This is a genomic window from Nostoc sp., assembly GCF_036917555.1.
Classification (GTDB): Bacteria; Cyanobacteriota; Cyanobacteriia; order Cyanobacteriales; family Nostocaceae; genus Nostoc.
On the sequence record NZ_JBALDD010000008.1, the window covers coordinates 32,291 to 45,527 of the forward strand.

Consider the following 13,237-nt stretch of genomic DNA (forward strand, 5'->3'; position numbering starts at 1 on the left):
ATGAGCAACTTAAAAAAGTGGAAGACTTTAAAATCAAAAATGGTTTTAGATAACCCCTGGTGTCAGATTAGGCAAGATGAAATAGAATTGCCCAACGGTAAAATTATAGATGATTATTTTGTCAGTATTAAGCCTGACGTTGCGATGGTTTTACCCGTTACGAGTAATAGAGAAATTATTTTTGTCCGGCAATATAGACACGCAGTGGGTGAATTTTTCTTAGAACTGCCAGCAGGAAATTTCGATCCTACAACAGAGAGTGCAGAAGTAGCAGCAATTAGAGAATTTACAGAAGAAACTGGTTATATTCCCCAAGAATTTAGAAAAATCGGAACCCTATACGATAAGCCAAGCAAAGATACTAATCAAATACATTTATTTTTAGCAGAAAATGTGAGTAAAGTTGGAGAGCAACAACTAGATATTACAGAAGAGATTGAAGTTGTATTTATTTCTGTAGAATCAGTTTTAGATAAAATTATTCAGGGAGAAATTTCTGTTGCAGGAACCGTTGCGGCTCTTTTTTTAGGTTTGAAATTTCTCACTTATTAATAATCCAAGGGTTAATTATGTTTGTTTTTCTAGTAACTTCTGATACTTTCCTCAAAGTTCGCCCAAGTAAGTTAGCGGAACTAGCTGAAGATGAAAAACTTCTCATTCCAGTCAAAAGTGTCTTAAAGGTTATTTCTTATACTGAGGAGAAAGAATATTACAGAATTATCTTGAAAAACTCTATTAATGGCAAAGATACATGGTTTGTCCGTAAGGAGTATATTGAGATATCTGATTATCTAAGTTATTATTATGAGAATGCCAATATCGGTTCTATTTTTGTAGGTAATGATAATATCGAGTCTTATGCTGATTTTCGTTCGGATTTTGGCGGTATCGAGGTTGAAGAAGTTATTAAGCGGTTAAAAGCGCAGCTACAAGAAACCCCAGCTATTCAAGAACGATCTTTACAACCTGTCGATATAACGAAAGATTTGGTCGATTGTAGTGTTTTCAGTCCTGCTTCTGTAACTCCAGACGATATGTTCCTCGTCCAAGTCTTTGTTCATCTTCCTGAACAAATTGAATTTGCCAAACAGAATGCTCAACAATTTGATCCTGATGCTAAACAGTTAGGAGCAAGAAGTTTAGGATTACCTATTAAACGGGGAAGTGAACTAACTTTTAACCTGTCCATTCCAAAACTAGAAGTAGATGATCCAATTCAAAAGTTGAGTTGGAATGGTAGAGCAGATTCTATTCAATTTGGGGTCTCGGTTCCTGCTGATATCACTCAGAAAACAGTCATTGGAACTGTTACTGTAAGCCAAAATACAATTCCCCTTGGTCATCTAAAATTCAAGTTATCGATTATTCCTTCTGTATCTTCTACATCCAAAGACTCTCAGCTAGTAGGAGAAGTTGCTCGACATTATAGAAAAGCATTCGTATCTTACTCTTCTAAAGATCGGATAGAAGTTCTTAAAAGGGTGCAGGGACTAGCTGTAAGTGGTATTACAGTTTTTCAAGATATCCTTAATTTAGAACCTGGCGATCGCTGGGAGCAAGAACTTTATCGCAACATTGATGAGTGTGATCTCTTCCTACTATTTTGGTCTACTGCTGCTAAAGAATCGCCGTGGGTGCTTAAAGAAGTATTGTATGCTCTTGAGCGACAAGGTTCTGATGGATTGCGTTCCCCCGAAATTATTCCTGTAATCATAGAAGGGCCACCGCTTGTTCCTCCACCTCCTGAATTACAGGATCTTCATTTTAATGACAAACTTCTTTACTTAATGGCGACATTTAAATAGCAGTTATAGTTTGGATCGCCTAGAATGATTACCCCTAGAGTTTTTGCAGATTTCCATAATGCTAATGCTAAAGGGCGTTTGCATTTGAACTGTATTGGTACAATCGAAGACTTAGCAAATCAGAGTATTGAGCTACGAGATGGGCAGTTACTGACGATATATAGCGAGGATTTGGAAGTTGATGGAGTGGTGCAGTTCTCCGAAGAGGAGAAGTTATGGGTTGCTGCCATTAATTGGGAGCGAATCAGACAAGCTGAGGATTTTGTTGTGCAGGCAAAACTTTGAGCATCCACGCCACCTAATTTTTCAGTTTTTTTATCTTGCCCATTCCTGCAAGATATAAGCGTAAAAAGCCTCTTTATCGACTTTATCCATCGCAGAAATTTTTCGACCACCAGTAACTACTTTAGTACGCCCCTGACTAAGACCAGTGGTGATAACTTCTGTTTCCCATTCGCGCAGTTGATAAAATTCTGGATGTCCCAGATAAGCTGTTGCTAAGACATCCCAAAAATAATAATCTTGAGTGACAACCAGTGCATAACATTGTCCGGCTAAATCAGAGATAGGATAGTGCCGTTGTCGTCCCATTTTGTATATTAACTCCGATGTAACTGGGACATTGTTAGTTAAATCCAAAGGACACATAATAATTTCAATTTGGGTTTGCCATACCCGCGCTGCTGAAACTGCATCCCAATAAACATTCCATTCGGCGGAACCATCTTGTCCTGCTTCCAGGCTTTTTTCCACATTGCCACCAACATTCAACGCACCCCCCATCCACACAATCTTGTGAATCTTTGCTTCAATGTCTGGTGCTTTGTCCAAAGCTACTGCAACCGTGGTCAATGGCCCAGTTACCATCAACGTTACAGGGCTTGATGCCTCCCGTAACACCTGTATCATGAAATCTTGACCTGTTTCGGCAACCAATGGCGTAGTGATGGTTTCCCTTTGATTGAGAATGGGGAGATGGTCAACGATAAACGAATCACGGCGATAGAGAGTAGGAAATGGATTGATCCCGCGCACAGTACTTTCTGCTACCGGGATATGAGAAAATCCCATCAAATCTATAATTTTACGTGTGGCGCTAACAGCCGGTTGAACGTAACAATCTGCTGGAGTGACGACAATACCAAGGAGTTCAATATGATCCATCGTCAACAGCAGCATAGTTGCTAGATAATCATCTACACCGCCATCGTGATCCATTAATACAAGTTGTTTTGTCATAAAAGGAGAATTATATGGATGAGTTTATGGAAGTTGCAATTCAAGAAGCAAAACAAGGCAGACAAGAAGGTGGAATTCCCATTGGTTCGGTTCTCGTCAAGGATGGCAAAATTCTCGGCAGAGGACACAATAAACGCGTGCAAGACGGTGATCCTGTTACCCACGCCGAAATTGATTGTCTCCGCAATGCTGGAAGAGTTGGCAGTTATAGAGGTACAACACTCTATTCAACTTTGATGCCGTGTTACCTATGCGCTGGGGCAGTGGTACAATTTGGCATTAAAAAAGTCATCGCTGGAGAATCTAGAACTTTTCCTGGTGCTAAAGAATTTATGGTATCTCACGGTGTGGACGTAATTGATCTTAATCTTGACCAATGCGAACAAATGATGAGTGAGTTTATTGAAACTAACCCCGAACTTTGGAATGAAGATATTGGTAAATAGTCATTGGTTGGGCATTTGTCATTTGTCATTAATTATCCTCCCCTACTCCCCACTATTCACCTTTCAAGGGTAGGTATTTTAAAATCAGCCAGTAGATAGAGTAATGTGATGCTAGGAAAAGTCACTGCGTTTACTGTCTTTGAATAGACATTTAATCCCAGAACGCATGGAATGGCTTTTGAGAACGAAACCCCAGAGACAATTGAGCAAAACTATCATATCATGTCCGCATAATTAGTTATGATTTAGATAGTGATTGCACCCCTAACATCATAACGATCGCAATATCTGGTTGAAGTCCAGCATATTAGGAAAATATTGATAATACTTAAGAAAGAAGCTGCAAATTTTTTTATATTACACAATAATTTTAGTGACTGTAACTAGCTAAAATTTAAACGTGTGAAAATGGCAAAATTAACTGAATTTACATTATTTGCTCCTCACAACAAAGGAGCAGCTTTAATTGGGTCTTTTTCTGATTGGAAAGAAATTCCAATGTCAAAAGGTGAAGATGGGTATTTTCGCACCAAAATCAAACTGGAAGACGGCGTTTATCAATATAAATTTCGCATTCAAACCAAAAGTTCAAATTTTGCACCTGATGAATGGATAGATATCATTGATCCCAAAGCAACAGATGTTAATGAAATAGAAAAATACGGCATAGTACGCATTCAAGATGGGCAACGCATTGTTGATACTTACCTTTGGCAACACGACGAAATGCCGTTGCCTGATAACCGGGAATTAGTCATATATGAAATGCACGTTGCCGATTTTACTGGTGATGAAGTTGAGTCTGACAAACGAGGCAAATATTTAGGAATAATTGCTAAGTTAGATTATCTTTGCGAATTGGGAATTAATGCAATTGAATTAATGCCAGTTAATGAGTACCCTGGTGATTATAACTGGGGCTATAAAGTTCGCCACTTCTTTGCTACAGAATCTAGTTACGGTTCAACAGAAGATTTAAAGCGGTTGATTGACGAGTGTCATGGTAGAGGCATTCGCGTCTTGATGGATGGAATTTATAATCACACAGATGAGGAATGCCCTTTAATACTAATTGACCGAAATTACTGGTATTACGAACACAAGCATTATCCTGAAGACCCAGATAATTACTGGGGGCCAGAGTTTAACTATGATAATTACGACAAAAACTTAAATATTAAGCCTGCATGGGAATACATCGGCGATGTGGTAAAATTTTGGATTCAGGAGTATCACATTGATGGAATTCGCTTTGATGCAGTGCGGCAATTGGCTAACTTTGAATTTCTCAACTGGCTGACTAAACAAGCGAAAAACTATGCTGCACCCAAACAGTTTTATAACATTGCTGAACACATTCCCGATACAAACACTGTAGTCCAGCCAGATGGCCCATTAGATGCTTGTTGGCATGAGAGTTTTCGGTACTTTCTAATTCCATATATTTGTGGAAAATCATTTGAATTAGAACAACTCAAGCAGATTTTAGATCCTAAACAGCAGGGTTATGCGATTGCTACCAATGTAATTAATTATTTGGCAACCCACGATCGCGAACGTGTATTACGAGAATTAGGCAATTGCGGCATCTTTGACGCAGCCGCATTTGAACGAGCTAAGTTAGCAGCTGCTCTGTTAATGACAGCGATGGGTATACCGATGTTGTGGATGGGAGAAGAGTTTGGCGAATATCAGCAAAAAAGCGAAGATGTGACTAAGCCGTGCAAGATTAATTGGTCTTTATTGTCAAGCGACCAAAATCATGATTTATTTGAATATTATCAAAAGCTGATTGCTCTACGCCAGCAAACTCCAGCTTTGCAAAGTGACAATATTAAGTTTTTCTACGAAAATGCAACTGAGAAAGTGCTGGCTTACACCCGTTGGGATGAGCATAATTCTCATGTCGTCGTCGTGGTAAATTTTTCCGATCAAAATCTAAATCAATATAAAATTTCAGACTTCCCAACTGCTGAGTATTGGCGAGATTGGGTTAGTAATCAAGAAGTGAAATCTGGAGAGGATAGTTTAGTCACTGACTTGCCAAGCTATACAGCTAAAATATTTGTTTTGCAGTAATTATCTCGCTAGTTGTCTAGCAGATTTACAGCAATGTAGTCTGTGGATCGTAGGTGTCAAAAGTTTGTAAATACATTGTTGAGGTAGTGCGTTCACCGGAGGTGTTGGCGCAGCCATCACTTGTAAAACAAACTGCTTGCGTCGCAACAAAGTAATAAGAGTGGTTGTGGGAGCAATAGCAAATAAAATAATATCATGTCCGATCGGATAAGCCCAAAACCCAGATGTAGAGACGCGATTTATCGCGTCTTGAAAAACCAATCATCTACACCAATAACCCTTAACCCAAGCGTATTGTGACATAACACTATCTGCGAATAAGGCGTTGGGCAGTAATTAACAGGAGGCTTTATGGTAATTATTGAAAATTTGCGCTTCCCTTTGACGCTTTTTACAGCACTAGGCTGCGGGCTGGTGGCTGGTGTCTTCTTTGCCTTCTCGACTTTCGTGATGAATGCCCTTGCACGACTCCAGCCAAAGGAGGGCATTATCGCCATGCAATCTATCAATATCACCGCGATCAATCCGTTGTTCATGTTGGCACTCTTTGGAACGGCTGTGGCTTGCATTTTTCTAGCGGTTTCCTCGGTGTTAAAGTGGCATCAACCTGGTGCTGCCTACTTGCTTATCGGTAGCCTGCTTTATCTCATTGGCACCGTTCTAGTGACGATCGCATTCAATGTGCCGCTAAATGATGCGTTAGCGATCGCTAAACCGGATAGCACTGAAGGCGCGAACCTATGGGCTAAATACCTGACTAATTGGACGTTTTGGAACCACGTTCGGACAATAGCGGCACTTGCAGCAGCACTGACGCTTGCACTGTGCGATCGCACGGTGAGATAGAAATGATGAATATGTATGATACCCCTTTGCTCGGTAAAATGAAGCTATATGAGTATTCAAGCAGCATACGATAATTGGTCAGCCACATACGATGCTGACGAAAATCTGACGCGCGATCTCGATCAAACCGTCACCAGAGAAACCTTGATGGGTTTGAGGTGTAAATCAGTCGTGGAAATTGGCTGTGGCACAGGTAAAAATACGCTTTTGCTTTCACAAATTGCTCTGAAAGTTTATGCGATCGATTTTTCAACACAGATGATCGAAAAGGCGAAAGAGAAAGTGAGGTCAGCTAATGTGGTGTTTATTACAGAAGACATTACCAAGCAATGGACTTGTCGCAATCAGTCTGCCGATTTGGTCACTTGTAATCTTGTTCTAGAACATATCGAAGACCTCAGCTTGATATTTTCAGAAGCATTTCGTGTATTAGTCAAAGGAGGATACTTTTTTATCTGTGAGCTTCATCCATTTAAGCAATATCAAGGAATAAAAGCTAATTTTCAAAGACAGCAAGAGTTCATTGAAATTACTGCATTTGTACATCATTTATCAGACTTTTTTAACACAGCGAAAGTTCATGGCTTCCTACTTGAGGACTTCAAAGAATGGTGGCATGAACAAGATAAAAATAAACCACCAAGACTAGTATCAATCTTGTTGAGAAAGTGAAGAAATTTTTGGGGCATTGAAATTTAGAGCAGTTGCAGAGATACTTGCAAGAGTGACGGAAGATGGACGACTAATTATGGAATTTCCAAAACAGATAGAGAAAATTTCTGTCAGCGCTGGCAATTGCTTAACATCAGAATTATCGAAAAAGATTCATCATTCATTAACACAGCGAGATGCTCAGTTTATTGAATTACTGATGCCTGTATGGGAATGGTTTTACCGTTATTACTTTCAAGTAAAAACTGATGGATGGCATCATATACCAACAACAGGGAAAGTACTACTGGTTGGCTCTCATAATGGGGGCATGGCTTCTCCAGATTTAATAATGATGATGTACGATTGGTTTTCTAGATTTGGAACCGAGCGTTTGGTGTATGGTCTAATGCACCCTTACGCTTGGAAAGTCAGTCCAGAAATAGCCGGATTAGCCCAGAAATTCGGAGCAATTGTTGCACATCCCAAAATGGCTAGTGCGGCTTTTGATCGAGGTGCTAGCGTTCTGGTATATCCTGGAGGACAATATGATATGTTTCGTCCTCATAGCCAACGCCATAAAATACATTTTGCTGGTCATCAGGGCTTTGTCAAACTGGCTTTAAAACAAGAAGTTCCGATTATTCCTGTAATCTCTGTAGGCGCTCATGATAGCTTGATAGTTTTATGTGATTGCTATGATTTCGTCAAACAATTGCATCAGTGGGGATTGCCGTGGTTATATCAAATAGACCCTGGAGTTTTCCCAATTTACTTAGGTTTGCCTTGGGGCTTGTCTATTGGCCCTCTGCCAAATATTCCTCTACCTGTGCAGATTCACACTCGCGTCTGTCATCCAATTACTTTTGAAAGATATGGTCGAGATGCAGCTAGAGATCGCAACTATGTGAATGCTTGTTATGAAATAGTTCAGAGTCAAATGCAGGAAGAGTTAAATAATTTGGTTAGAGATACTCAGAAATCTAGCTAAAACACGAATATTAGTGATGAAGTGACGCCTCCCCTAGTATTTCCAAAAGCGATCGCTCCATAACTTCACTGACAAATTTATTACCTTGCAAGTTGAGGTGAATGTGGTCGTGAAACAAACCTTGCGGGTTGGTAGTTGAATTGAAACTCGGTAAAAAATCTATATAGTGAATTTGCTGTACTTTGGTAAAATCGCTCAAGCGCTGACGTGCTTTGATTTCGTAATCGCGGGGGCCTGGTTCACCAATTTCTCGTAATAAGGGAGTCATCACCAGCAGAAATTTGCTGTTGGTTTGGCGAGTCAAGGCTTGAATTTTAGCGATCGCCTCCAGATTAATCCCCACGCGATCGCCTGGCTCATTTTGCACTGCTTGCAGTTCAGGAATTGGCTTTTGCTTGACGATATAACGCTGCCACACTTCCACTAATGCCAGGGGAGGTTTACGATCGGGATAATTGCGATCGCGTCCGACTGGCAAAGAAGTAGGAGGAGTTGCAAACAAATCATCGGTATTAATTAATAACACCACTACTTGCGCGTTAAAATTGCCAAACTTCTCTAAATAAGCTAATTCATTCCTTGGCCCCCAAGAGTTAGCTGAAGCATTTAGCACTTCTACTTCCTGATAATTACTATTAGTAGATGATGGTAGAGAACGCATCATCAAACTAGATATTGTATTAGTCTGATCTGTCCACCAGCCACCATTAGCAATAGAATCACCTAAGAGGAGAATTCGCAGCCCAGTAGGTGCAGGTAGCTTTTTGATCGGACTACCTCGCATAGAATATTCATTAATTTCAATGCGATTACCAAAACGACGGGTACGTTGGTTAGGAGCCAACAAATAACCAATCTGCTCATCGCCAATATAAATCAGGGGATTACCAAAACCAAACAGCGATCGCAGTCCGATCTCGATTACCACAAACAATCCCACAACCACCGCCAAAATTACGCTCAGTGCTATTTTCACCTACTCACACCCTCTTATACTGAGTTGCTTTTCAATGATACTGGGGGATTGGGCATTGGGCATCCCTTCCCTGCGGGACGCTACGCGAACGGCTTCTCTACGAGACGCTATGCGAACCTCAGGGCAAGTGGGGATTGGGCAAGGTTATTTTCATTGTCCCCTTGTCCCCTTATTCCCACTCCTAAATTTTTAAAGTGAATTTAACATCATCCGCAAAGAGAAGGACTACAATCAAAACGGACAAATATTTCATGCTCCAACAACAGAGGATTACAAAGCTGTGTCCGACTTAAATCGCGGAATTATGAAATTTAAGGGAGCAGATTCCCCAAAAGTAGTCACTATCTCTACCGTGTTGCTTCTGGGATCGATCGCTGCTCTCGTCATCTGGGCGCTACAAGCTGCCTATGCGCTAAACTAAAACCATTAGTAGTCTAGAAGGACACTTGTCTTAAACGGTTTCCGTCTTAGCCAAGTGTCCATTTAGCAACTAGTAATTGAAGAAGAATACAGAATCCAGAATCCAGAATGCTTTTCCTTGGGGGATTCAAACCACTAGCTGATTGTAGACCTCTAAAATCTATAATTTGGATTGTTGTTTTTAAACCTCGTGTTCATCTTCTAGCCATCATTCTGACTCCTGAGTCTTGAATTCTCTTTGATAAAAGCCCCTTTTATAACCATCAAAAATTTCAGAAAAACTTTAGATTTGAGATTTGAGGTTTTAGATGGAAAATTTAAATCTAAAATCCAAAATCCAGAATGTTTGAACCTTGGGGTGTTTTCGTTATTTTAATTATCTGCCCCCTTTTGGGCGGATTACCCCTGATTGCATGGATAACTTACGCCCTGAAGCGGAAGCAGTTATCACAAGTTGGTACAGGAAACATTAGTGTATCGGCTGCGTTTTATCATGGCGGTAAAATTGTCGGAATTCTGGCAGTCTTGTCAGAAGCTTTAAAAGGAGTTGTGGCAGTCTTAATCACCCGCATTTTCTTCCCAGAAGGATCGTTTTGGGAATTGGTTGCCCTGATTGCTCTGGTAATCGGTAGATACTGGATAGGCAGAGGAGCAGGTACGACAAATGTTGTCTGGGGATTTGTCGTACACGATCCACTGGTAGCGATATTTGTATCTTTCTTTGCAGGTATTACTTTTACAATTCTGCAATCAAGAAAGGTAGTCAAATTTGGGGTTTTACTGCTTTTTCCTTTGTTTGTGGCACTTCTGCACATAAGCGATATTCCCAGAATATTTGCTGCTGTGGCCTTAGCTGGTTTAATGGGCTGGATTTATACCAAAATTCCTGATGATATGAAACTGCCAGCCCAAGAGGCACAAACAGAATCGCAAGCGATGTTGGAATTTTTACGCGGCGATGTCTACGACGGGCTACGCCAACGCACAATGGTTTCTCTAGATGAGGAGTTGAATGCTGCCATAGTCGGAGAAAAGGCGGCGACATTATCTCAAATTAAACGCTGGGGCTATCCAGTGCCGAAGGGATGGGTACTAGCCCCCATCGACAATCCTGAAGGGTTGACAGAATTTCTCCAGCCATCAGAATTATCCCCGTTGGTAGTGCGTTCCTCTGCTATTGGAGAAGACTCAGAACACGCTTCTGCTGCTGGACAGTATGAAACAGTTGTAAATGTTACTAGTCCAGAGGCATTACAGTCAGCGATCGCCCAAGTTCAAGCTTCCTACAATCATCCATCTGCTGTCCAATATCGGCGCGATCGCGGCTTAAATGATACAGCAATGGCTGTGTTGATTCAACAACAAGTCCAGAGTGTATATTCTGGCGTTGCTTTCAGCCGCGATCCCATTACTCAACAAGGCGATGCGATCATCATTGAAGCCCTTCCAGGCAGCCCGACGCAAGTCGTTTCGGGAAAAGTCACACCAGAGCAATATCGCGCTTTTGTCGTTGAAACAGAAAATTCTTACTCTATACAATTAGAGGGTCAAGGACGAGTACCACAATCATTAATCAAACAAGTTGCATACTTAGCTTACCGACTCGAAAAACGTTATCATGGCACTCCTCAAGATATCGAGTGGAGTTACGATGGTCAAACGCTTTGGGTGTTGCAATCTCGACCAATCACCACTCTGTTGCCCATCTGGACACGCAAAATCGCTGCTGAAGTGATTCCCGGAGTAATTCATCCCTTAACATGGTCAATTAATCGTCCCTTAACTTGTGGAGTTTGGGGAGAATTTTTTACTTTAGTTTTAGGTGAACGCGCCTTGGGGTTGGATTTCACCAAAACAGCAACTCTGCATTATTCCAGAGCCTACTTTAATGCGTCCCTCTTAGGAGACATTTTTCTCCGTATGGGACTGCCGCCCGAAAGTCTGGAATTTTTAACCAGAGGAGCTAAATTAAGTAAGCCGTCCTTGCAGTCAACTTGGGAAAATTTGCCAGGACTAGGGAAGTTGCTGAAGCGGGAATTAAATTTAGAAAAGGACTTCAAGGAAGATTATCACAAACGGTTCATTCCTGGGTTGTCGCAGTTGGCGCCAGAAGATATAGATAACTTTGAACCAGCGAAGCTGTTGGTAAGAATTGATTTTATTCTGGAGTTGCTGCGTCATGGGACGTATTACAGCATTTTAGCTCCCTTGAGTGCCGCCCTGAGACAGGCAATTTTTCGGGTAAAGGATAGACAAATCGATCATAGTGTCACCCCAGAGGTAGCGGCATTGCGATCGCTCAGTGCAATCGCTACAGATGCCAAGCAGGTATTGGTTGAGTTTGAGCCACAGCAAGTATTTGAACAATTAAAGCAAACCCCCGAAGGAGAGAAGATCCTTCAAGAATTTAACGAATTGCTTCAAGATTACGGCTACTTAAGTGAAGTAGGAACCGACATCTCCGTTCCCACTTGGCGGGAAAATCCCCAGATGATTAAGCAGATGTTTGTGCAGTTAATGCAAGGGAATGAACCACAAGCAGGTGCTAAAGACGCAATTAATAGTATCTTTGCTGGTAAGCGCAAACGCTCTTTTGTGCAACGGCGCGTGGATATCAAAGGACGAGTCACCGAAGTTTATTCACGACTTTTGGCTGAATTGCGTTGGAGTTTTGTGGCTTTAGAGAAGATTTGGTTAGAGTCTGGTTTACTGAGGCAAACAGGCGATATCTTTTTTCTCAACTTTGATGAAGTGCGGCGTCTAGTTGGGGATGAAAATTCCAGCTTAATAGAGCAGTTAGATGAGTTAGTAGAATTTAGGCGATCGCAATTTCTGCAAGATAGCGAGATTATTCAAATACCTCTTTTAGTCTACGGCCATACACCTCCTCACCCGTTAGCTCCCTCTGAACTCTACTCTGACCAAATTTTACAAGGTATTGGAGCCAGTCATGGGCAAGCCGAAGGTAGGGTGAAGGTGTTGCGAAATTTACAAGACGTGCCAGAAATTAATCGAGATACGATTCTGGTAGTGCCTTATACAGATTCCGGCTGGGCCCCTTTGTTATTAAGGGCTGGAGGATTAATTGCCGAAGCTGGTGGAAGGCTTTCTCACGGTGCGATCGTTGCTCGTGAGTATGGAATTCCCGCAGTGATGGATGTTCGAGGTGCTACATGGCTCCTGCAAGATGGTCAACGAGTCAGGATTGATGGGTCTAGGGGTATTGTGGAATTATCTAACGATTTAAGACCCGAATGATTACCACTTCCCTGAAAGACTTGCTTGAAGAGTCGGTTTCTCACAATGCCGAAATTAAGAAAAAGGTGATGTTACGCTTCGGCGATTTACCTCACCTAACTAACTTTTCTCAAGCACGTTTTGCTCCTGGACAAACCGCACCAGCACACGCACATCAAGATATATGCGAAGTATTCTTTGTAGAAGCTGGTTCGGGAGTAATTCATATTGATGGTACAAAATACCCGTTGCTTCCTCTTAACTGCATGGCGATCGAACCAAGAGAACTACATGAAGTTGTCAATAGTGATGTGGTTTAGCCGGGATTGATAAATTTTATGAAAAGTTAGAGAAGCCAACAGTAGATTCTTCTATTGGGGTTGCGTCTGTTTTCTTGATTAGGAGCTTTTCAGTTTTTTTGATGATTCAGCGCATATCCATAAGAAGTTTAGGGGGAGATAAAGGTTAGGATCTCCCAAGATAGAGCAAATTTGTAGAGAAATCTAAGACATTTTGCTGTTTGTCTGGGTGTAGATTGCTTCTTGGG

14 protein-coding genes are annotated in these 13,237 nt (G+C 41.3%); 11 read left to right on the forward strand and 3 right to left on the reverse strand.

Translation table 11 applies throughout. The features are described from left to right. From V7K60_RS02980 to V7K60_RS02990, 3 genes are read left to right on the forward strand one after another with little or no spacing between them, the layout of a single operon-like run. The gene (locus V7K60_RS02980; RefSeq protein WP_334922810.1) at positions 1 to 552 is read left to right on the forward strand and encodes an NUDIX hydrolase; all 552 of its coding nucleotides are present in this window, start codon (positions 1 to 3) and stop codon (positions 550 to 552) included. A gap of 17 nt (positions 553 to 569) precedes the next feature. Then, a complete protein-coding gene (locus tag V7K60_RS02985; RefSeq protein ID WP_334922812.1) occupies positions 570 to 1,805 on the forward strand; it encodes a TIR domain-containing protein in 1,236 nt (411 codons plus the stop codon). 24 nt (positions 1,806 to 1,829) lie between these two features. Further along, a complete protein-coding gene (locus tag V7K60_RS02990; protein ID WP_334922814.1) occupies positions 1,830 to 2,090 on the forward strand; it encodes a hypothetical protein in 261 nt (86 codons plus the stop codon). 30 nt (positions 2,091 to 2,120) lie between these two features. Here V7K60_RS02990 and V7K60_RS02995 read toward each other — a convergent pair whose 3' ends face one another. Continuing rightward, a complete protein-coding gene (locus tag V7K60_RS02995) occupies positions 2,121 to 3,044 on the reverse strand; it encodes a nucleoside hydrolase (protein ID WP_334922815.1) in 924 nt (307 codons plus the stop codon). Between the two features lie 14 nt (positions 3,045 to 3,058). Here V7K60_RS02995 and V7K60_RS03000 point away from each other — a divergent pair, with 14 nt between their 5' ends. Next, on the forward strand, positions 3,059 to 3,490 hold the full coding sequence (locus V7K60_RS03000; RefSeq protein WP_334818069.1) for a nucleoside deaminase: 432 nt from the start codon (positions 3,059 to 3,061) through the stop codon (positions 3,488 to 3,490). A gap of 408 nt (positions 3,491 to 3,898) precedes the next feature. Continuing rightward, on the forward strand, positions 3,899 to 5,569 hold the full coding sequence (locus V7K60_RS03005; protein WP_334922817.1) for an alpha-amylase family glycosyl hydrolase: 1,671 nt from the start codon (positions 3,899 to 3,901) through the stop codon (positions 5,567 to 5,569). Here the strand turns inward: V7K60_RS03005 and V7K60_RS03010 are convergent, their stop codons facing one another. Further along, a complete protein-coding gene (locus V7K60_RS03010; RefSeq protein ID WP_334922819.1) occupies positions 5,570 to 5,830 on the reverse strand; it encodes a hypothetical protein in 261 nt (86 codons plus the stop codon). A 90-nt stretch (positions 5,831 to 5,920) separates the two neighbouring features. On the opposite strand from V7K60_RS03010, the gene V7K60_RS03015 reads away from it, so the two are divergent. From V7K60_RS03015 to V7K60_RS03025, 3 genes are all read left to right on the forward strand, one after another. After that, the gene (locus tag V7K60_RS03015) at positions 5,921 to 6,415 is read left to right on the forward strand and encodes an anthrone oxygenase family protein (RefSeq protein ID WP_334922821.1); all 495 of its coding nucleotides are present in this window, start codon (positions 5,921 to 5,923) and stop codon (positions 6,413 to 6,415) included. A 48-nt stretch (positions 6,416 to 6,463) separates the two neighbouring features. Next, a complete protein-coding gene (locus tag V7K60_RS03020; protein ID WP_334922822.1) occupies positions 6,464 to 7,087 on the forward strand; it encodes a class I SAM-dependent methyltransferase in 624 nt (207 codons plus the stop codon). A gap of 76 nt (positions 7,088 to 7,163) precedes the next feature. Next, positions 7,164 to 8,057, forward strand: a complete 894-nt coding sequence (locus V7K60_RS03025; RefSeq protein WP_334922824.1) for a lysophospholipid acyltransferase family protein — start codon at positions 7,164 to 7,166, stop codon at positions 8,055 to 8,057. A 10-nt stretch (positions 8,058 to 8,067) separates the two neighbouring features. Here the strand turns inward: V7K60_RS03025 and V7K60_RS03030 are convergent, their stop codons facing one another. Then, complete coding sequence (locus V7K60_RS03030; RefSeq protein ID WP_334922826.1) at positions 8,068 to 9,033, reverse strand: SGNH/GDSL hydrolase family protein; 966 nt, start codon at positions 9,031 to 9,033, stop codon at positions 8,068 to 8,070. Between the two features lie 280 nt (positions 9,034 to 9,313). Here V7K60_RS03030 and V7K60_RS03035 point away from each other — a divergent pair, with 280 nt between their 5' ends. The 3 genes from V7K60_RS03035 (at position 9,314) to V7K60_RS03045 (ending at position 13,010) form a co-directional block, all read left to right on the forward strand. Next, positions 9,314 to 9,454, forward strand: coding sequence for a hypothetical protein (locus tag V7K60_RS03035; RefSeq protein WP_190240958.1), 141 nt, complete (start codon positions 9,314 to 9,316; stop codon positions 9,452 to 9,454). Between the two features lie 341 nt (positions 9,455 to 9,795). After that, positions 9,796 to 12,711, forward strand: a complete 2,916-nt coding sequence (locus tag V7K60_RS03040; RefSeq protein WP_334922828.1) for a glycerol-3-phosphate acyltransferase — start codon at positions 9,796 to 9,798, stop codon at positions 12,709 to 12,711. Continuing rightward, on the forward strand, positions 12,708 to 13,010 hold the full coding sequence (locus V7K60_RS03045) for a cupin domain-containing protein (protein ID WP_334922830.1): 303 nt from the start codon (positions 12,708 to 12,710) through the stop codon (positions 13,008 to 13,010). Before V7K60_RS03040 ends, V7K60_RS03045 begins: the two co-directional genes overlap by 4 nt. Positions 13,011 to 13,237 lie beyond the last annotated feature (227 nt).

Coding starts and splice junctions, on each gene's coding strand:
- V7K60_RS03015 (WP_334922821.1), top strand. CDS start 5,921: ATGGTAATTATTGAAAATTTGCGCTTCCCTTTGACGCTTTTTACAGCA.
- V7K60_RS02990 (WP_334922814.1), top strand. CDS start 1,830: ATGATTACCCCTAGAGTTTTTGCAGATTTCCATAATGCTAATGCTAAA.
- V7K60_RS03045 (WP_334922830.1), top strand. CDS start 12,708: ATGATTACCACTTCCCTGAAAGACTTGCTTGAAGAGTCGGTTTCTCAC.
- V7K60_RS02980 (WP_334922810.1), top strand. CDS start 1: ATGAGCAACTTAAAAAAGTGGAAGACTTTAAAATCAAAAATGGTTTTA.
- V7K60_RS03025 (WP_334922824.1), top strand. CDS start 7,164: ATGGAATTTCCAAAACAGATAGAGAAAATTTCTGTCAGCGCTGGCAAT.
- V7K60_RS03005 (WP_334922817.1), top strand. CDS start 3,899: ATGGCAAAATTAACTGAATTTACATTATTTGCTCCTCACAACAAAGGA.
- V7K60_RS03000 (WP_334818069.1), top strand. CDS start 3,059: ATGGATGAGTTTATGGAAGTTGCAATTCAAGAAGCAAAACAAGGCAGA.
- V7K60_RS02995 (WP_334922815.1), bottom strand. CDS start 3,044: ATGACAAAACAACTTGTATTAATGGATCACGATGGCGGTGTAGATGAT.
- V7K60_RS03040 (WP_334922828.1), top strand. CDS start 9,796: ATGTTTGAACCTTGGGGTGTTTTCGTTATTTTAATTATCTGCCCCCTT.
- V7K60_RS02985 (WP_334922812.1), top strand. CDS start 570: ATGTTTGTTTTTCTAGTAACTTCTGATACTTTCCTCAAAGTTCGCCCA.
- V7K60_RS03020 (WP_334922822.1), top strand. CDS start 6,464: ATGAGTATTCAAGCAGCATACGATAATTGGTCAGCCACATACGATGCT.